A 17,926-nucleotide genomic window follows, 5' to 3' on the forward strand; every position below is an offset into this window, starting at 1 on the left:
ATGGTCAGGCTCGTCATATTTGCCTTCCTCGTGCTGGCTCTCGGCTACGGATTTTCCTGGCTGGCCGATCGCCCCGGCGATCTTTCGCTGATCTGGGAAGGGCAGCTCTACCAGACCCGGCTCATTGTTGCGGCGAGCGCCCTGATTGCACTCATTGCAGTCGTGATGATCCTGTGGTGGCTGCTGCGGATGATCTGGATGTCGCCCTATTCCATCACCCGCTATTTTCGTGCCCGCAAGCGCGATCGCGGCTATCAGGCACTATCAACAGGCCTGATCGCAGCGGGCGCCGGCAATGCGCTGATGGCGCGCAAGATGGCCGCCCGCTCCCGCGGTCTGATCCGCGCCGATCAGGAACCGCTGATTGCCCTGCTGGAGGCGCAGGCTGCTTTGATCGAGGGTCGCCACGACGAAGCCCGCGCCAAATTCGAGGCGATGACCAACGATCCAGAGACCCGCGAACTCGGGTTACGCGGACTGTATCTCGAAGCCAAGCGGCTCGGCGCCAATGAGGCCGCGCGTCAATATGCGGAAAAGGCTGCCGACAACGCGCCCTATCTGCCGTGGGCTGCCCAGGCGACGCTCGAATATCGGAGCCAGGCAGGTCGCTGGGACGAGGCGCTAAGACTGCTGGAACAGCAAAAGGCCGGCCGCGTCGTCGAAAAGGCAGAGGCCGAGCGGCTTCGCGCCGTACTGCTGACCGCTCGCGCAACCGAGAAGTTAGAGAACGATCCAGCGGGAGCGCGCGACGACGCCACACATGCGCTCAAGCTCGCCGCCGACTTCGAGCCTGCCGCCGTCATCGCGGCGAAGGCGCTGTTCCGCGAAGACAAGTTGAGGAAGGCGGCGTCGATCCTCGAGCAGGCGTGGAAGTCGGCCCCGCACCCGGATATCGGCCGGACCTATGTGCGAGCCCGCAGCGGCGACTCTGCTGCTGACCGCCTGAAGCGTGCCGAGCGCCTGGAGGGGATGCGGCCAAACAACGTCGAATCCCTGCTTCTCGTGGCGCAGGCCGCTCTCGACACGAAGGATTTCGCGAAGGCCCGTGCCAAGGCGGAGGCTGCTGCCCGTATCGAGCCACGCGAATCCGCCTTTCTGCTGCTCGCCGACATCGAGGAGGCCGAAACCGGCGATCAGGGTCGCATTCGCCATTGGCTTGCTCAGGCCCTCAAGGCGCCGCGCGATCCGGCATGGCTGGCGGATGGCTTCGTTTCCGACAAATGGCTGCCGCTCTCGCCCGTCACTGGCCGACTGGATGCTTTTGTCTGGAAGGCTCCGTTCGACCATGTGGAGAAGGCGGCCGATGAAAGCACGACGATTTCGATCGACAGCGCGCTGAGAACGCTGCCGCCGGTGCGCGAAGCCCGTTCAGAAAGCACGACCAACGACCACCGCATCATCGAACTCGAGCGGGCTGCCACAATAGCTGAGGCGGCGCGTCCATCTCCAAAACCGCCTACACCAACCAAGCAGGCGGCAGAAACTGCAATTTCACCCGAACCGCGCCCCTTCTTTGGCGGCCTGCCGGACGATCCCGGCGTTCGCAATCCAGCGGCAGAGCCAGAACCCAAGACACGGCTTCGCCTTTTCTAGACAAACAGGACCTAAATGTTCGAACGCTTCCAGGAATTCTTTCAGAATCTGACTTCCGACAATGCAAAGAAAGGCTTCGCCCCCGATGATCCGCGCATCGCGGTGGCTGCGCTCTGCATGCAGGTCATGGAGGCGGACGGTCAGGTCAAGGACAGTGAGACGAAGCGGCTTCGTAAGCTGCTGAAGGATCAGTATGGGCTCGACCGCAAGCAGCTCGATGCGTTGATGGCCGCTGGCCAAGAGGCGGAAAGCGATGCCGTCGACTACTACCGCTTCACCTCGGATCTGAAACGCCACCTCAACACGGAACAGCGGCTCGAACTGATCGGAGTCCTCTGGGACATCGTCTATGCCGACGGCGAGCGCAGCGAGATGGAAGATGACGCGATCTGGCGTATCGCCGAACTTCTTGGCGTTTCGGCTCGTGAGCGCATCCAGAAGCGGCAGGAGGCAGCGCGACGGGTCACGGATACCGAGGTGGTGCAGGACGATGCCGACTGACCGCTTACCGGAGAAGGGCGAACATCCCGTCCTGATTGTTCTGCATCAGGAGCGTTCCAGCCCTGGCCGGGTCGGTCAGCTTCTGGTCGAGAAGGGATATCGGCTCGATATCCGGCGCCCGGTTCTCGGCGATAGACTGCCCTCCACGCTCGCCGAACATGCGGGCGCCGTTGTCTTCGGTGGCCCTATGAGCGCCAACGATACAGATGACTTCGTCAAGACGGAGATCAACTGGCTCGATGTGCCGCTGAGAGAGAAACGCCCGTTTCTCGGCATCTGCCTTGGCGCACAGATGCTGGTGAGGCAGCTCGGCGGCAAGGTTCAGGCGAATGCCGACGGTTCCACCGAGATCGGTTGGTATCCGCTACGTCCCACCGAGAAGGGCCGCCTGCTGATGCACTGGCCCAAGATGGTCTATCACTTCCATCGCGAAGGATTCGACCTGCCGCACGGTGCCGAGCTGCTCGCGGAAGGCGATACCTATCCCAATCAGGCCTTCCGCTATGGCGGCCATGCGTGGGGTCTGCAGTTCCATGCCGAGCTGACACGCGCGATGATGCACCGCTGGGTGGTTCACGGCGCCCATCGCTTCATTCTTCCGAACGCGCAGCAGGGTCGTGAGCATCTGGAAGGACGCATGCTCTTCGACGCGCCGCTGAAAGCGTGGCTGAACGAGTTCCTTGATATTGTTTTCGAGGGCAAGACGTCCAAATCCGTCGCAACATCCAGGGCCGTCCTTCCCGCTTAGCAGCGTGCGCCTGGCACTGCGTCGTGCTAGAATCACGCCCACCACCACCCTGGTTATATTCACGAGCAAAATTGCGTTCCGAGAAAAGATTAGATCTTGGAATTGCCGTGCCCGAGCAATGACGACCAAAGCGATCTCCGGAGGAATTCCATGGCCAACTACGAGCAGAGACTTGCCGCGATGGGATTGGTTCTACCGCAACCCCTGAAACTGCCTTCCAACATGGTCCTTCCGTTTCCGTGGGTGAATGTGCGCGGCAATCGCGCATTCGTCTCAGGCCATGGTCCGCAGAATACCGATGGTACGCCCGCCGGCCCATTCGGAGCCGTTGGCGAGAACATCTCCATTGAAGAGGCCAAGGCATCCGCGCGCAAAGTAGCTCTTTCCATGTTAGGCAGCCTGAAGCGGGAGTTGGGCAGCCTCGATCGCATTACCGGCTGGTGCCGCGTGTTCGGTATGGTGAATTGCGCGCCGCGCTTTGCCAATCCGCCAGCCGTAATCAATGGTTTTACCGAACTGATCATCGAGGTGTTCGGACCGGAGGTGGGCAGTCACTCCCGATCCGCGATTGGCGTTGCCGGCCTGCCGCTGAACTTTCCGGTCGAAATCGAAGCAGAGGTCATTGTCTCGGCCTGAGGGCCGTCACACTTGTCCTAGCCGCTCCGGCGCATCAAGCGTGTCGATCTTGCGGAGCTTCGGAAAGCTCGTTGCCCAAATCGCCGCCACGGCAAGCGTGCCAACACCGCCGATGATAACCGCAGGGACGGCGCCAAAAATGGAAGCCATCGTGCCCGCTCGAAATTCGCCGAGTTCGTTCGAGGCGCCCACGAAGACCATGTTGACGGCATTGACCCGACCGCGCAGTTCGTCCGGCGTCCAGAGTGCGATCAGGCTCTCCCGCACATAGACGGAAATCATATCGGCCGCACCCATGATGGCCAGCGCCGCGATCGACAGTTCCGTGCTGGTCGAAAACCCGAAAACGACGGTGCCGATGCCGAAAAGGGCGACGCCGACGAACATGGCGACGCCAGCACTATGCCTGAGCGGATAGGCGGCGAGAAAAATTGCCATGGCGATCGCGCCGACCCCGGGCGCCGAGCGTAGGAGGCCGAGCCCCCAAGGACCGAGGGTCAGGATATCGCGGGCGAAGATCGGCATCAGTGCCGTTGCGCCGCCCAGCAGCACCGCGAAGAGATCGAGCGAAATCGCGCCAAGCACCACTTTCTCCGCACGAATGAAGCGGAAGCCGCCGAGGATCATGTCCCAGCTTTTGGCTTCACCAGTCGTCTTCTGCGGCGGCTTGGGGATCATGTAGAGCAGTGCTGCACCAAGGGCCGCGAAGATAACAGCGACCGTGTAGGCCGTATGAGGGCTGACGCCGTATAACAGACCGCCAAGAACGGGGCCTGTGATCGCCGCGAGCTGCCATGATGACGAATTCCAGGCAATGGCGTTCGACAGATCCTCTGGCGGCACAAGGTTCGGCGCCAGCGACTGCACTGCCGGCGACATGAAGGCGCGCTCGATGCCGAAAACCAGCAGAACGGTAAATACAGGCAACGGCGAGAACGTGCCGGTTATCGTCATCAATAGCAGCGCCAGCGTACACAAGGCGCTGACGAGCGAGCAGATGGCGGCGATCGCACGTCGATTGTGCCGGTCGGCGACGGATCCTGTGACAAGGATCAGGACGAGCGACGGCAGAAATTGCACGAGGCCAATCAGTCCGAGATAGATCGCGCTGCCGGTCTGGTCATACATCTGCCAGCCGACGGCAACACTGACGATCTGCTGCGAGAAAGACAGCAAAAACCGTGCGAAGAAGAACCGGGTGTAGGACGAATGCCGGAACGCAGCAAAACGATCTCCGGTTGGCGAGAAGGACATGAAGGCTTTCCAAGGCAACAGGCCAGACGCCAACGCACGACGCCGCTGTTAAACATGATTTACAATGCGTTTCGAGACAGCACTTGCTCGTTTAGTCGTCAATGTCTACATGTCTGTCAACAACGAACTGGAGATTGCAATGCTTGCGCTTTTTCAAACCATTGATTTGGCTTTGAATCTCTACACTTGGGTGCTGATTGCCAGCGCTATCTTTTCCTGGCTGTATGCTTTCAACGTGATCAACTCCAGCAACCAATTCGTCAATTCGGTTGGCATGTTCCTCTACAACGTGACCGAACCGCTGCTGCGACCGATCCGCCGCGTGCTGCCGAACCTCGGCGGCATCGACATTTCGCCGATCATCCTGCTGCTGATCATCTTTTTCGTGCGCTCGCTGATGTGGAATTCAATCTTCCCGCTGGTGGCATGAGCCAGCCCTGGGCTGCATTCACCGACCACATCTCTCTTGCAGTTCGCCTGACGCCCAATGGCGGGCGCGACGCAATCGACCGCGTGGACACCGACGCCGAGGGCAAATCCCACCTCAAAGCCAGAGTGACTGCCGTTCCTGAAAAGGGAAAGGCGAACAAGGCGCTGATCGCGCTCGTCGCCAAGTCGCTTGGCGTCGCCAAATCATCGATCAGCCTCGCCTCAGGCGATACGTCGCGTAAAAAAACCCTCCGGATCGAAGGCGACCCGGAGGATTTGATCAGGAAATTGAGTGCTCTCGTCGAGAGCTGATCAGGCCTTTTCCTTCTTGGCGCGTTCGATCGCCTCAAGGATCAGGGCGCCGGCTTCCTTGGAATCACCCCAGCCGAAGATCTTCACCCACTTGCCGGGCTCGAGATCCTTGTAGTGCTCGAAGAAGTGCTCGATCTGCTTCAGCGTGATCTCCGGAAGGTCGGTATAGTCCTTTACCTTCTCGTAGCGCAGCGTCAGCTTCGGCGACGGTACGGCGATGATCTTCTCGTCCTTGCCGGAATTGTCTTCCATCTTGAGAACGCCAATCGGGCGCACGTTGATGACGCAGCCCGGAACGAGCGGACGCGTGCTGGCGATAAGGACGTCGATCGGATCGCCGTCTTCAGAGAGCGTGTGCGGCACGAAGCCGTAATTGCCCGGATAGGTCATCGGCGTATAGAGGAAGCGATCGACGACCAGCGTCCCGGCCTCCTTATCCATCTCGTACTTGATCGGATGGCCGCCGACGGGCACTTCAACGATTACGTTGACATCTTCCGGGGGGTTCTTGCCGATGGAGATCGCGTCAATGCGCATAGAGCTTCCCTCTAAAGGTTAAGTCGATGGTTGCCAGATACTGGGAATCATCCCGCAACGCAACACGCCCGTGCGGATTTGGGGCTGTCTTAAACCGACGGTCAGGCAATACGCGGCTTGCGGGTCGTTGCCACGCAAGCGCCGCACCGGATCCGAGCAACGTCCCTCATCGGCCTGATGAGACGCGGGCGCAGGCAACGGCTCAGCTGCCTCAGCCCTCTCCAGAGGTGGAGACCAAGCATGACCCGACGCTCCAGCTGGAGGCGACTATGCCCGTCACCAGCCCCGAGCCTATCGAGATCATGTCCGGCAACGTCGCCGTAATAAAGTTCGCGGGATTGCCGTTATCGCCCTGAGGCCACCGATTCGGACTGCAAGAGGAAAAACAAAGAGACCAGCCTCAACCCCAGATGAAGCCGATTTTCTTTAGCTGCTTCTGGTCGAAAGTTTCCATACCCTCGCAATAGTCGACGCCACCGTGGCTGCGATAGAACTGCGCGCCGGTCTCGTTTTCCTCGAGGCACCAGACGACCAGTCCATTGCAACCGAGCGACTTCAGAAGTCGTCTTGCTTCGCCGAAGAGCATGTGCCCGAGGCCAATCCCCTGGTACTCCGGCCGGAGATAGAGCTCGTAGATCTCGCCTTCCTGCGGCAGAGCACGGGCACGATTGAGGCCAAGTGTCGCGTAGCCTGCGACCGTGCCGGCCACATCGAGAACGAGTAGTGTTGCGGGTCCGCGGGTCGCCTTGCGCCACCAGCTCTCCCCGCGACGCTCGATCATTTGCCGTAACGCACGATGCGGAATAATCCCCGCATAGGTGTGCTGCCACGCAAGCCGATGCACTTCCGATATAGCTCGGGAATCTTGCGGTTCGGCCCGCCGAACATCGATCGACAACGTCTTCATAACGCTTACTCTGGTCCCATTGTCGGCAATTAACCATATGCGCCCAACGCATTCAGGTCGCTTGCCCACAGACTTAACGTGTGGACGATGGCTGAAATTTAACGCTTTTTTAACTATTGCGACAAGCCGGATTCGACGCAGCACACAATAAAAAACCCCGGCACGATGGCCGGGGTTTAAAGACTTCAAGGCGTCTGGATGGCTCAGGCGATCTTTGCCTTGCTGAAGCGCTTGCGATCGTTTGCGTCGAGATACATCTTGCGCAGGCGGATCGACTTCGGCGTCACTTCCATCAGCTCGTCGTCCTGGATCCAGGACAGGGCGCGGTCGAGCGTCATGCGGATCGGCGGCGTCAGCTTTACGGCTTCGTCCTTTCCGGCAGCGCGGATGTTGGTCAGCTGCTTGCCCTTGAGAACGTTGACTTCAAGATCGTTGTCGCGGGAGTGGATGCCGATGATCATGCCCATATAGACCTTTTCGCCCGGCTCGATCATCATCGGGCCGCGATCTTCCAGGTTGAACATGGCATAGGCCACAGCTTCGCCGGCAGCGTTTGCGAGCAGAACGCCGTTGGTACGGCCACCAATTTCGCCCTTGTAAGGCTGGTAGTCCTTGAACAGACGGTTCATCACGGCGGTACCGCGCGTGTCGGTCAGGAGTTCCGACTGATAGCCGATCAGGCCGCGCGTCGGCGCATTGAACACCAGGCGAACACGGTTGCCGCCCGAAGGACGCAGCTCGGTCATTTCGGCCTTGCGCTCGGACATCTTCTGGACGACGACGCCGGAATGCTCTTCATCGACGTCGATGACGACTTCTTCGATCGGCTCCATCAGCTGGTCGTTCTCGTCGCGATGCATCACGACGCGCGGACGCGATACGGCGAGCTCGAAACCTTCGCGGCGCATGGTTTCGATCAGAACGGCAAGCTGCAATTCGCCACGACCGGACACGTAGAAGGAATCCTTGCCTTCTGCTTCCTCGATCTTCAGCGCGACGTTGCCTTCGGCTTCCTTGTAGAGACGATCGCGGATGACGCGCGAGGTCACCTTGTCGCCTTCGGTGCCGGCCAGCGGGCTGTCGTTAACGATGAAGGACATGGTGACGGTCGGCGGATCGATCGGCTGTGCGGTCAGCGCCTCGGTAACAGCCGGATCACAGAAGGTGTCGGCAACCGTGCCCTTTGAGAGACCGGCGATGGCCACGATGTCGCCTGCGTGTGCTTCCTCGATCGAGGTGCGCTCGATGCCGCGGAAAGCGAGGATCTTCGAGATACGGCCGTTTTCGATCAGCTTGCCATCTTGGCTCAGAACCTTGACGGCCTGGTTCGGCTTGATCGAACCGGAATTGATGCGGCCGGTGATGATGCGGCCGAGGAAGGGGTTGGCTTCGAGGATCGTGCCGATCATCGTAAACGGGCCCTCGTGGACTGTCGGCTCCGGAACGTGCTCGAGCACGAGGTCGAGAAGCGGTGCCAGACCCTGGTCCTTCGGACCTTCCGGGTTGACGTTCATCCAGCCATCGCGTCCCGAACCGTAGAGGATCGGAAAGTCGAGCTGCTCGTCGGTCGCGTCGAGGTTCGCGAAGAGGTCGAAGACTTCGTTGATGACTTCTTCGTGGCGACCATCCGGACGGTCGATCTTGTTGATCGCGACGATCGGGCGGAGGCCGACCTTCAGCGCCTTGGAGACGACGAACTTCGTCTGCGGCATCGGGCCTTCGGAGGAGTCGACCAGGACGATTGCGCCGTCCACCATCGACAGGATACGCTCGACTTCGCCACCGAAGTCGGCGTGTCCGGGGGTGTCGACGATGTTGATGCGAACACCCTTCCACTCGACGGACGTTGCCTTGGCAAGAATCGTGATGCCGCGCTCTTTTTCCAGGTCGTTGCTATCCATGACGCGTTCTGCAACGCGCTGGTTCTCGCGGAACGAGCCGGACTGTTTCAGAAGCTCGTCAACCAGTGTCGTCTTGCCATGGTCAACGTGCGCGATAATCGCGATGTTGCGAAGTGCCATATTCTATATCTCTGAGGCTGGGGCGCCGCGCTGGGAGAAGGCGCCAATTTCATTTGGGCGGCTCATACAGTGTTTTTCGCTTCTGCGAAAGGGGGGAAAGCCGATTGCCTGCCATGCATGGCGTCAACTCGATATCTGCGGGTCGATGGTCGTCCGCCACAGTTCCGTGTCGTTCCGGTCCATCAGCCGCACCGTCAGTTGCTCGGTCTGCCCATCGATATCGATCAGCCCGAAAAATTGCATGCCGGCCGATGGCGGCAGGTTCTGCTCCGCGCCGCCGGGTGCTGCCCTCATGAACTTCACCTGCGGCCCGAAGGTCATGTCGAGTTGTTGCGGGCCGTAGGTTCCGGAATGGAGAGGTCCAGCCACAAATTCCCAAAATGGGAGGAACTCGCGGAACTTCGCCTTGCCGGGATCGTAGTAGTGCGCTGCCGTATAGTGCACGTCGGCCGTCAGCCAGACCATGTTGGATATGCCGGCATCGCGGACGAACCGCAGCAGGTCGGCAAACTCCAGCTCGCGACCGAGTGGCGCGCTATTGTCGCCGTTCGAGATCGACTCGCTTCCCCGCCGATGTCCGTAGTCGTCCCAGATCACAAGCCCGATCGGCAGATCGCAGGCAATCACCTTCCACGTCGCCGTCGAGCGAACCAGTTCTCGCTTCAGCCATGCCACCTGACGTTCGCCCAGCAGGAGAGAGCCATCGGAGGGGTTGGTATCAACGCCATGGCTGTTCGGGCCGCGATAAGAGCGCAGATCCACGAAGAAGACGTCGAGCAGAGGGCCATAGGCGACCTTGCGGTAAATGCGGCCGGGCTCGTCTGCGATATAACGGATCGGTGTCATCTCATGAAAGGCACGGCTGGCCCGGCTGGCGAGGATCGAAACCGACTTTTCCGTGTAGCGGTTGTCGTCGCGAAGGTCGGTCGAAGGCGACCAATTGTTCAATACCTCATGATCGTCCCATTGATAGAAGACGGGACAGACCGCGTTGAACTCCTTCACGTGACTATCGAGCAGATTATAAGCCCATTGCCCGCGAAACTGGTCGAGCGTTTGGGCGATGTCCCGCTTTGCCGCCGTGACGATCCTGTTTTTCCAGACACCGCCGTCGCGCAGCTTGATCTCGTCGGGCACCGGGTTGTCGGCATAGATCGTATCGCCGGAATGGATCATGAAATCAGGGCGGTGATAGGCAATAGTCTGATAGGTGCGCATGCCTTCGTCGTCGATACCCCAACCCTGCCCCGCCGTATCGCCCGACCACGCGAAGCGGACGCTGCGCTTGCGCAACGGCGCGGTGCGAAACCGCCCCAGGATTGGCTCCGAAAGATCGTTGATATCCTGCAAATCCGCCGCTCGGAAGCGATAGAAAATCTCCTGGTCGGGCGGAAGGTTTTCAAGCAGCAGCTTTCCGGCAAGACCGGTTTGTGGCGTGACGTCTATGGGCGCCACGCGCACGGCATTGGCGAACCTGTCGCTCGTCGAGTACTCGATATGGAGCCGAGCTGGCCGGTCCACCTGTGTCCATATCATTCCGGATCTGGTATCGATATCGCCCGACTGGACGCCGGACGCAAAAACCGGACGACTGGAGGAACCACGCGCATAGTAGGGCATCGCCAGCCCCGCCACTGCAAATCCACCTACCGCTCCCATGGATGAGAGAAAGCGTCGGCGGGTCGTTTCGGTCAATTTCATGCCAAGGACTATCCGGCTGGAGCGGGAGAGAGCCTCCCGCGCCGAACCTATGGCGGCCGTCATGTCATATTCTTGAAGACGGCATGACGGTTTTTCGAAACTTCAGTGACAGTCATGTGACGAAGCGGTCAGATGACTGTCACCCGCCAATACTTTAGCTTTTGCGCATTGAGGATGCGCAATACATGACTTGTCAGGCGTCGCTGCCGGACAGTTCTTCGAAGGTCGCAAGTCCCTTCTTCAGCAGCATTGCATCCGGGCTCGGCAACTTTCCGCGGAAGGCCTTGTAGGCATCCTCGGGATCGATCGCGCCACCGACGGAATAGATGTTGTCCTTCAGCTTGGCTGCCATTTCCCGGTTGAACGCGTCGCCCGTCTCCTCGAAGGCGGCGAAGGCGTCCGCATCAAGCACCTCGGACCACATGTAGGAATAGTAGCCGGCGGAATAACCGCCGGAGAAGATGTGCTGGAAGTGCGGCGAGGCGTGACGCATGACGATCGATTTCGGCATGCCGAGCTCCGAGAGCACCCCGGCCTGCACCGCCATCGGGTCCTCGACCTTGTCGCGTGTGTGGAACGCCATGTCGACAAGCGCGGAGGAGGTAAACTCGACCGTACTGAAGCCGGAATTGAAAGTGCGGGCCGCCAGAACCTTGTCCAGCAGCGCCTGTGGCATCGGCTCGCCGGTTTCGAAATGCACCGCATACTGCTTGAGAATCGCTGGCACCGTCAGCCAGTGCTCGTAAAGCTGCGACGGCAATTCAACGAAATCGCGCGAGACGCCCGTGCCGGAGACCGAGGGATAGGTGACGTTCGAGAGCATTCCGTGGAGCGCATGGCCGAATTCGTGGAACAGCGTGCGCGCATCGTCGAGCGACAGAAGCGCGGGCTTGCCTTCGGCAGGTTTGGCGAAATTGCAGACATTGTAGATGATCGGCAGCTCGCCCTGTCGTCCGTCCTTCAGCGGCAGCTTGTGCTGCGACTGGAACGAGCTCATCCAAGCGCCCGAGCGCTTCGAGCTGCGAGCGAAATAGTCGCCAAGGAAGAGCGCCACCAGCGTGCCCTCTTGGTCGCGGATCTCGAAAACGCGAACATCGGGATGATAGGCGGGAACGCCCTTCTTCTCGACGGCGCGAATGCCGAACAGCCGGCCAGCGACGTCGAAGCAGGCATCGATGATCTTCTCGAGTTGGAGATAAGGCTTCAACTCGGCTTCGGAGAAGTTGAACCGCTCTGCACGGATCTTCTCAGCATAGTGCCGCCAGTCCCAGGGCATGACCTCATGGTTCTTGCCCTCTGCGGCGATCAGCTTGGCGATGTCGGCCTCTTCTTCGCCGGCCCGCTTGACAGCTTTCGCCCACACCTCTCGAAGTAGGTGATTCACCGCACCGGGCGTCTTCGCCATCGTATTGTCGAGCTTCAGTTCCGCGAAGTTACCATAGCCGAGGAGCTTGGCCACCTCGCCGCGAAGCGCAAGCGTATCGCGGATGATGCCGCGATTGTCCGTCACACCATCGTTCTCGCCGCGCGCCACCCAAGCCTCGAAGGCGCGCTCACGCAGATCGCGCCGCTCGGAGAAGGTGAGAAACGGTTCGATGATCGAGCGCGACAGGGTCACGGCAAATTTGCCCTCTTCGCCTCGCTCGTGTGCAGCAGCCGCCATCGCATCCTTTAGGAATTCGGGAATGCCGTCGAGATCGGCGCCGTCGGAAAGGATCAACGCCCAGTTCTTTTCATCGGCAAGTACGTTCTGCCCGAACTGGGTGCCGAGGCCGGCGAGCTTTTCGTTGATGCCCGCAAGCTTCTCCTGCTCGGGCTTCGGCAGCTTGGCGCCAGATTTGACGAAACCCTTCCAGTGCCGCTCCAGCACCCGCGTCTGCTCCAGCGTCAGACCAAGGCTTTCGCGCGCTTCCCACAGGGCATCGATGCGGGCAAAGAGCGCCGCATTCATGCCGATCTTGGAGTAGTGACGCGACATCTTCGGCGAAATGTCCCGCTCCAGTGTTTGGATTGTGTCGTTGGTGTGAGCGCCTGCCCGGTTCCAGAACAGTGCGGATACGCGCGACAGCTGATCGCCTGCAATCTCCAGAGCAACGACCGTGTTCTCGAATGTCGGCGCTTCCTGATTTCCGGCGATTTCATCGATCTCCTTCTCGTGTGCGGCGAGTGCGGCATCGAAAGCGGAAGCGAAGTCACCGTCGTTGAGCGCATCGAACCGTGGCAGGCCATGAAGGCCGTTCCATTCGAAGAGTGCCGGATTGAATTCTGGTGTGGAAGGCATGCGGACATCCTTTGTGGCAGGCAACTGAACAGGCAATATAGGGATGCCCGTACGCAATTGGTATTGCCGATCGGACGCTCTTTCCGCCGCATGACTGTGAAAAGTTCACGGCAAGAAATGACGCATGAGAATTAACCAATCGTTAACGATTGACGCGGCTTCGGCGCGCGCGATAGCCTTGCTCGTCATCTTCTTGCAATTGGACATGGGCCATGGAAATCCTTTCTGTGCGGTCTTCGCCGAATTTCCTTTTCAGAAGAAATTCCGATAATTCTAATAGTTACAATGAATTAGAAGCCAAAATCGGCACAGCTGCGAAGCCTTCGACGGCATTCCAAATTGATGAAACAGGCGGCGATGCGCCGGATTTCTCCGCGATCAGCGCCAGCGAACTGCGCCAGTATGCAAGGCAGAGCCTCGATGCGGGCGCGATCGATCAGGATACATTCGCCGCCATCTCCGAACCGCTGCCGATGCGAACGATCGACCCAGCAGGCAACATCCTCGACCTCTCCGATATCACCGATGCGACGAGCTTCAATTTCCGGGACTACTACAAAGATCAGCTGCAGATCGCGACGTCGATCGGCGACCCGGCAACGGTGGCGACGCTCAATTCGGTCGTCAATTTCCTCGACGTCTGATCTCAGGCTTTCCGCCACCCCAGCAGGCCCGGCGTCGCGTGCCAGAGTGCCTGCGCTGCAAAACCCATGAACAAGACACCTGAGCAGCGGACGATCAGCCGCTCGTGCGAGCGATAGAACCGCCTCACCGTGCCGGCGCCAATGATCGTGATCAGGATCATATCGGCGACAATGAAGCCCAGAAACGAAACCGCAAGCAGGACCGGCAACGTGTGAAACTGCAACGCGCTCGCCGAGCCGGCAACGAGAGCCGTGAACGTCGCGAGCGCCACGGGATACCCTTTCGGGTTGGTGACGCCGAAGATCAGGCCACGGCGGAACGGCCGCTCGACGACCATCAAAGCCTGTCCGTCTGCTTTCGGCTTTGCCCTCACGGCATTCCAGCCGATCCAGGCAAGGTAGAAGCCACAGAGAAGACCGAGCGCGTCGAAGACAAAGGTCCCGATCGTCTTTGCGCCGATGATTGCAATCAGCGCCAGTGACGCCCACAGCAGATCACCGACCAGATGGCCGCCGACGAACAGCGCGCCGGCGCGACGTCCCTGCCCCGCACCGATGCCAAGCAGCGCGAGGAACGCCGGACCGGGAATGAGCACATAAAGAAGGGCAGCCAGAAAGGCGCCTGCAAGCAACGATTGGGTCATCGAAAGAACTCCGAAGGAACCACCGCAGCTTATGCGCTAATCGAAACCCGTCAAGCGATGATGGCGACCCATAAGATTTTTGAATTGCCGGATCACGCAGCTTCCGACAGAAGGAAGGGGTCGCCATTTTGCGGCTTCGCACATGCCACCAAAACCGAGTACCCCTATGCCCCCATTCCGGATGAGCGAACGGCGAACCAGCATGCTCGGCGCGCTTCTCGCAACAATCGGGCCGATCTCGATGTCGATCTACACCCCTGCGATGCCCGAGCTCGTGCAGGCGTTCCGGACGTCCGACTCGGCGATCAAGATGACGCTCTCCGTCTATTTCGCCGGTTTCTCGGTTGCGCAATTGCTTGCAGGCCCGCTCTCGGACGCCTTCGGCCGGCGCGCGGCGACGCTCCTTTTCATCGGCATCTATGTCACCGGTAGCCTGCTTGCCGCCTTTGCGCCTGGCATCGAATGGTTGCTCGCCGGCCGTCTCATCCAGGGTATCGGCGCCTCTGTCGGGATCACGGTCGCCCGCGCCATCGTGCGCGACCAGTTCACCGGAACCGAGGCCTCCCGTATCATGAACCTGATCGGGATCATGATCGCCATTGGGCCGGCCGCGGCACCGACAATCGGCGGTTTGGCGCTTGCCGCCTTCGGCTGGCAGTCCGTCTTCTTCCTTCTGATCGGTTTCGGTCTGCTGATCTGCCTTTCGGTGGTCGTCTTCATGCGCGAAACCAGCATGCCCGATCGCCGCCGTGCCCTACCCGGACCGCTGCTGGCCGCGTATACCGAGCTTGCACGTGAAAGCCGTTTCGTCTCCGCCTCGCTCGTGCTCGGCGGCTCGATCGGCGCCCTCTATGCGCAGGCGACGCTGCTCCCGTTCATCCTCATCAAGGTCGTCGGCCTCTCGCCGACAGCCTTCGGCCTCGGAATGCTGATGCAGTCCGGCTCCTACTTCCTGGGCTCCATCTGCCTGCGTTATGCGGCGCCGCGCTTGGGCGGCGACGGTTCCGTGCGCGTCGGGCTCGGGCTGCTCGGGTTCGCGGGCATCATGATTGCGCTCTCCGTCCACTTCGTGACGCCCACCTATCTCTCGATCATGGGGCCGATCGCGTTCCTGGCCTTCGGACTTGCCTTCCTGACGCCGCACATGACAACCTCGGGCCTCTACCCCTTCCCGCATATTGCCGGCTCGGCGTCCGCAATGATGGGCTTCATCCAGATGGGTGGCGGTTTTGCAGGCGGCGTCGCGGGTTCGTTGATCGGCATGCCGCTTCTCGCCTTCGGAACCGTGATCCCGACCATGGCACTGATCTCCATCGCGAGCTACGTCTGGTTCGTCCGCGCCTCACGGCGCCCTGCAAAGGTTTCCCGCGCCACGATTGGCGCATGAAAAGGCCCGCACGAGGCGGGCCTTTGATCTCTATCGGGCTGTTCTCGCTTACTTCGAGATATTGCGCTTTGCGAGCGTGCGCAGACGCAGTGCGTTGAGCTTGATGAAGCCGGCGGCATCCTTCTGGTCGTAGGCGCCCTGGTCGTCTTCGAAGGTGACGAGCTTGTCGGAGTAGAGCGACTTCGGGCTCTCGCGGCCGATGACCATGACATTGCCCTTGTAGAGCTTCAGCGTCACTTCGCCTTCGACATGCTCCTGGCTCTTGTCGATCAACGCCTGCAGCATCTCGCGCTCCGGCGAGAACCAGAAGCCGTAATAAATCAGCTCGGCGTAACGCGGCATCAGCTCATCCTTGAGGTGCGCGGCACCGCGGTCGAGCGTGATGGATTCGATTGCACGATGCGCGGCAAGCAGGATCGTGCCACCGGGCGTTTCGTAAACGCCGCGCGACTTCATGCCGACGAAGCGGTTTTCCACGAGGTCGAGACGTCCGATGCCGTTGTCGCGGCCGTAATTGTTAAGGGTTGCAAGCAGCGTTGCCGGGCTCATGCGAACGCCGTTGATCGAAATAGCATCGCCCTTCTCGAAACCCACCTTGATGATCGTTGCCTTATCAGGAGCGGCTTCCGGCGAAATCGTGCGCATATGCACGTATTCAGGAGCTTCCTGCGCCGGATCTTCCAGAACCTTGCCTTCGGACGAGGAGTGCAGCAGGTTGGCGTCGACGGAGAACGGCGCCTCTCCCTTCTTGTCCTTGGCGACCGGGATCTGATGCTGCTCAGCGAATGCCAGGAGATCGGTACGGCTCTTGAAGGCCCAGTCGCGCCACGGCGCGATGATCTTGATATCCGGGTTCAGCGCATAGGCGGAGAGCTCGAAACGAACCTGGTCGTTGCCCTTGCCGGTAGCGCCATGCGCGATCGCATCGGCGCCGGTCTTGCGGGCAATGTCGATCAGGTGCTTGGAGATCAGCGGACGCGCAATCGACGTGCCGAGCAGATAGACGCCCTCATAGACGGCATTGGCACGGAACATCGGGAAGACGAAGTCCTTCACGAACTCTTCGCGCACGTCCTCGATGTAGATTTCCTTGATGCCGAGCATCTCGGCCTTCTTGCGCGCCGGCTCCAGCTCTTCGCCCTGACCGAGATCGGCCGTGAAGGTCACGACTTCGGCGCCGAGCTCCGTCTGCAGCCATTTCAGGATGATCGAGGTATCGAGGCCGCCGGAATAGGCGAGCACGACTTTCTTCACGTCTTTCTTAGATGCCATGATGATGAGGTCCGTTGCAAAAGGGCAGCGGCAAACCCGCCAAGCCCGGTATGGCTGCGCACTTTTAGCGAGATTGACGCACGACGCAAGGGCAACGGCGACCATAGACGGCGCGGATAATGTTTGACAGGCCGAAAGCGCAACCCATATCTGCCAGCGTCCTGACAATGCTGAGGAGACGCTGGCCGTGACAAGAATCCAAGACATCATCAAGAAATCCAATGTTGCCGTCATCACCGGCGGGGCCTCCGGAATCGGGCTTGCCGCGGCAAAGCACTTTGCCCGCGCCGGCATGAGCGTCGCCATTGCCGATCTCGGCGGCGAACGGCTGGCAGAGGCCGCCAAGCAGCTGAAATCGATCTCCGGAGAGGAGCATGTGCTGGCCGTTGAAACCGACGTTGCGCAGAAGGACTCGCTGGACGCGCTGGAACGGACCGTGATCCAACGCTTCGGCCGCGTGCATATTCTCATGAACAATGCCGGCATCGGCCCCGAGACGTCGATGTTCAGCGCCCAGGCCGATTGGGACAGCATCCTCGGCGTCAACCTGCTTGGCGTCGTCAACGGAACGCGCACCTTCGGCCAGCACATGCTCTCGCACGGCGAACCGGGCCTTATCATCAACACCGGTTCGAAGCAGGGCATCACCACCCCGCCCGGCAATCCGGCCTACAATGTTTCGAAGGCCGGTGTGAAGGTGTTCACCGAAGCGCTGCAGCACGAATTGCGAAACACAGAGGGCTCGGCGATCTCTGCCCACCTGCTCATCCCCGGATTCGTCTTCACCGGCCTGACAAAGGGCGATCGTGCCGAAAAGCCGGCGGCGGCCTGGACGCCGGAACAGACCGTCGACTTCATGATCGAAAGCCTGGAACGCGGCGACTTCTACATCCTCTGCCCCGACAACGACGTCGCCCGCTCGGTGGACGAACGCCGCATGGCCTGGGCGATGGGCGACATCATCGAGAACCGTCCGCCGCTCTCGCGCTGGCACAAGGACTACGCCGACAAGTTCAAGGCCTACCTCGAACGCAAGGAATAGGTCGCATTAGAACGTTT

General features: G+C 60.3%; 17 protein-coding genes. 9 read left to right on the plus strand and 8 right to left on the minus strand.

The genetic code is table 11. The features are described from left to right. From ACSQ9D_RS17480 to ACSQ9D_RS17495, 4 genes are all read left to right on the plus strand, one after another. Window positions 1-1,593 carry a heme biosynthesis protein HemY gene (locus ACSQ9D_RS17480; protein ID WP_436283233.1) on the plus strand — a complete coding sequence of 531 codons (1,593 nt, stop codon included), beginning with the start codon at window positions 1-3 and terminating at the stop codon, window positions 1,591-1,593. A 15-nt stretch (window positions 1,594-1,608) separates the two neighbouring features. After that, window positions 1,609-2,094 carry a TerB family tellurite resistance protein gene (locus ACSQ9D_RS17485; protein WP_007794220.1) on the plus strand — a complete coding sequence of 162 codons (486 nt, stop codon included), beginning with the start codon at window positions 1,609-1,611 and terminating at the stop codon, window positions 2,092-2,094. Continuing rightward, window positions 2,084-2,842 carry a glutamine amidotransferase gene (locus ACSQ9D_RS17490; protein ID WP_436283234.1) on the plus strand — a complete coding sequence of 253 codons (759 nt, stop codon included), beginning with the start codon at window positions 2,084-2,086 and terminating at the stop codon, window positions 2,840-2,842. Before ACSQ9D_RS17485 ends, ACSQ9D_RS17490 begins: the two co-directional genes overlap by 11 nt. A gap of 150 nt (window positions 2,843-2,992) precedes the next feature. After that, window positions 2,993-3,478, plus strand: a complete 486-nt coding sequence (locus tag ACSQ9D_RS17495) for a RidA family protein (protein ID WP_037116339.1) — start codon at window positions 2,993-2,995, stop codon at window positions 3,476-3,478. Between the two features lie 6 nt (window positions 3,479-3,484). Here ACSQ9D_RS17495 and ACSQ9D_RS17500 read toward each other — a convergent pair whose 3' ends face one another. Next, the gene (locus ACSQ9D_RS17500; RefSeq protein ID WP_436283235.1) at window positions 3,485-4,732 is read right to left on the minus strand and encodes an MFS transporter; all 1,248 of its coding nucleotides are present in this window, start codon (window positions 4,730-4,732) and stop codon (window positions 3,485-3,487) included. Window positions 4,733-4,871: 139 nt separating this feature from the next. On the opposite strand from ACSQ9D_RS17500, the gene ACSQ9D_RS17505 reads away from it, so the two are divergent. Beyond that, window positions 4,872-5,162, plus strand: a complete 291-nt coding sequence (locus ACSQ9D_RS17505) for a YggT family protein (protein ID WP_016556606.1) — start codon at window positions 4,872-4,874, stop codon at window positions 5,160-5,162. Further along, window positions 5,159-5,473 (plus strand): DUF167 domain-containing protein, encoded by a 315-nt coding sequence (locus tag ACSQ9D_RS17510; RefSeq protein WP_436283236.1) that lies wholly within the window; start codon window positions 5,159-5,161, stop codon window positions 5,471-5,473. The genes ACSQ9D_RS17505 and ACSQ9D_RS17510 overlap by 4 nt, the downstream gene beginning before the upstream one ends. Here the strand turns inward: ACSQ9D_RS17510 and ppa are convergent, their stop codons facing one another. The 5 genes from ppa to ACSQ9D_RS17535 all read right to left on the minus strand — a co-directional run bounded on the left by ppa (window position 5,474) and on the right by ACSQ9D_RS17535 (window position 12,920). Beyond that, window positions 5,474-6,010 (minus strand): inorganic diphosphatase, encoded by a 537-nt coding sequence (gene ppa, locus ACSQ9D_RS17515; protein ID WP_037116342.1) that lies wholly within the window; start codon window positions 6,008-6,010, stop codon window positions 5,474-5,476. Between the two features lie 400 nt (window positions 6,011-6,410). After that, window positions 6,411-6,917 (minus strand): GNAT family N-acetyltransferase, encoded by a 507-nt coding sequence (locus ACSQ9D_RS17520; protein ID WP_037116344.1) that lies wholly within the window; start codon window positions 6,915-6,917, stop codon window positions 6,411-6,413. A gap of 203 nt (window positions 6,918-7,120) precedes the next feature. Further along, window positions 7,121-8,938, minus strand: coding sequence for a translational GTPase TypA (typA, locus tag ACSQ9D_RS17525; RefSeq protein WP_024316796.1), 1,818 nt, complete (start codon window positions 8,936-8,938; stop codon window positions 7,121-7,123). 123 nt (window positions 8,939-9,061) lie between these two features. Next, window positions 9,062-10,639: an alkaline phosphatase D family protein gene (locus ACSQ9D_RS17530; RefSeq protein WP_436283237.1), complete on the minus strand. Its 1,578-nt coding sequence runs from the start codon at window positions 10,637-10,639 to the stop codon at window positions 9,062-9,064. Window positions 10,640-10,832: 193 nt separating this feature from the next. Next, window positions 10,833-12,920, minus strand: a complete 2,088-nt coding sequence (locus tag ACSQ9D_RS17535) for a M3 family metallopeptidase (RefSeq protein WP_436283238.1) — start codon at window positions 12,918-12,920, stop codon at window positions 10,833-10,835. A gap of 212 nt (window positions 12,921-13,132) precedes the next feature. Between ACSQ9D_RS17535 and ACSQ9D_RS17540 the strand changes: the two genes are divergently transcribed. Beyond that, a complete protein-coding gene (locus ACSQ9D_RS17540) occupies window positions 13,133-13,564 on the plus strand; it encodes a hypothetical protein (protein WP_436283239.1) in 432 nt (143 codons plus the stop codon). A gap of 2 nt (window positions 13,565-13,566) precedes the next feature. Here the strand turns inward: ACSQ9D_RS17540 and ACSQ9D_RS17545 are convergent, their stop codons facing one another. Further along, complete coding sequence (locus ACSQ9D_RS17545; protein ID WP_436283240.1) at window positions 13,567-14,208, minus strand: LysE family translocator; 642 nt, start codon at window positions 14,206-14,208, stop codon at window positions 13,567-13,569. A 202-nt stretch (window positions 14,209-14,410) separates the two neighbouring features. Here ACSQ9D_RS17545 and ACSQ9D_RS17550 point away from each other — a divergent pair, with 202 nt between their 5' ends. After that, on the plus strand, window positions 14,411-15,595 hold the full coding sequence (locus ACSQ9D_RS17550; RefSeq protein WP_436283241.1) for a multidrug effflux MFS transporter: 1,185 nt from the start codon (window positions 14,411-14,413) through the stop codon (window positions 15,593-15,595). Window positions 15,596-15,643: 48 nt separating this feature from the next. On the opposite strand, the gene ACSQ9D_RS17555 is transcribed toward ACSQ9D_RS17550, so the two are convergent. Next, window positions 15,644-16,867, minus strand: coding sequence for an argininosuccinate synthase (locus ACSQ9D_RS17555; protein ID WP_436283242.1), 1,224 nt, complete (start codon window positions 16,865-16,867; stop codon window positions 15,644-15,646). Between the two features lie 187 nt (window positions 16,868-17,054). On the opposite strand from ACSQ9D_RS17555, the gene ACSQ9D_RS17560 reads away from it, so the two are divergent. Beyond that, a complete protein-coding gene (locus ACSQ9D_RS17560; protein ID WP_436283243.1) occupies window positions 17,055-17,909 on the plus strand; it encodes an SDR family NAD(P)-dependent oxidoreductase in 855 nt (284 codons plus the stop codon). The last annotated feature ends 17 nt before the right edge of the window (window positions 17,910-17,926 follow it).

This window comes from Rhizobium sp. LjRoot258 (genome assembly GCF_964254185.1).
Lineage (GTDB): Bacteria > Pseudomonadota > Alphaproteobacteria > Rhizobiales > Rhizobiaceae > Rhizobium.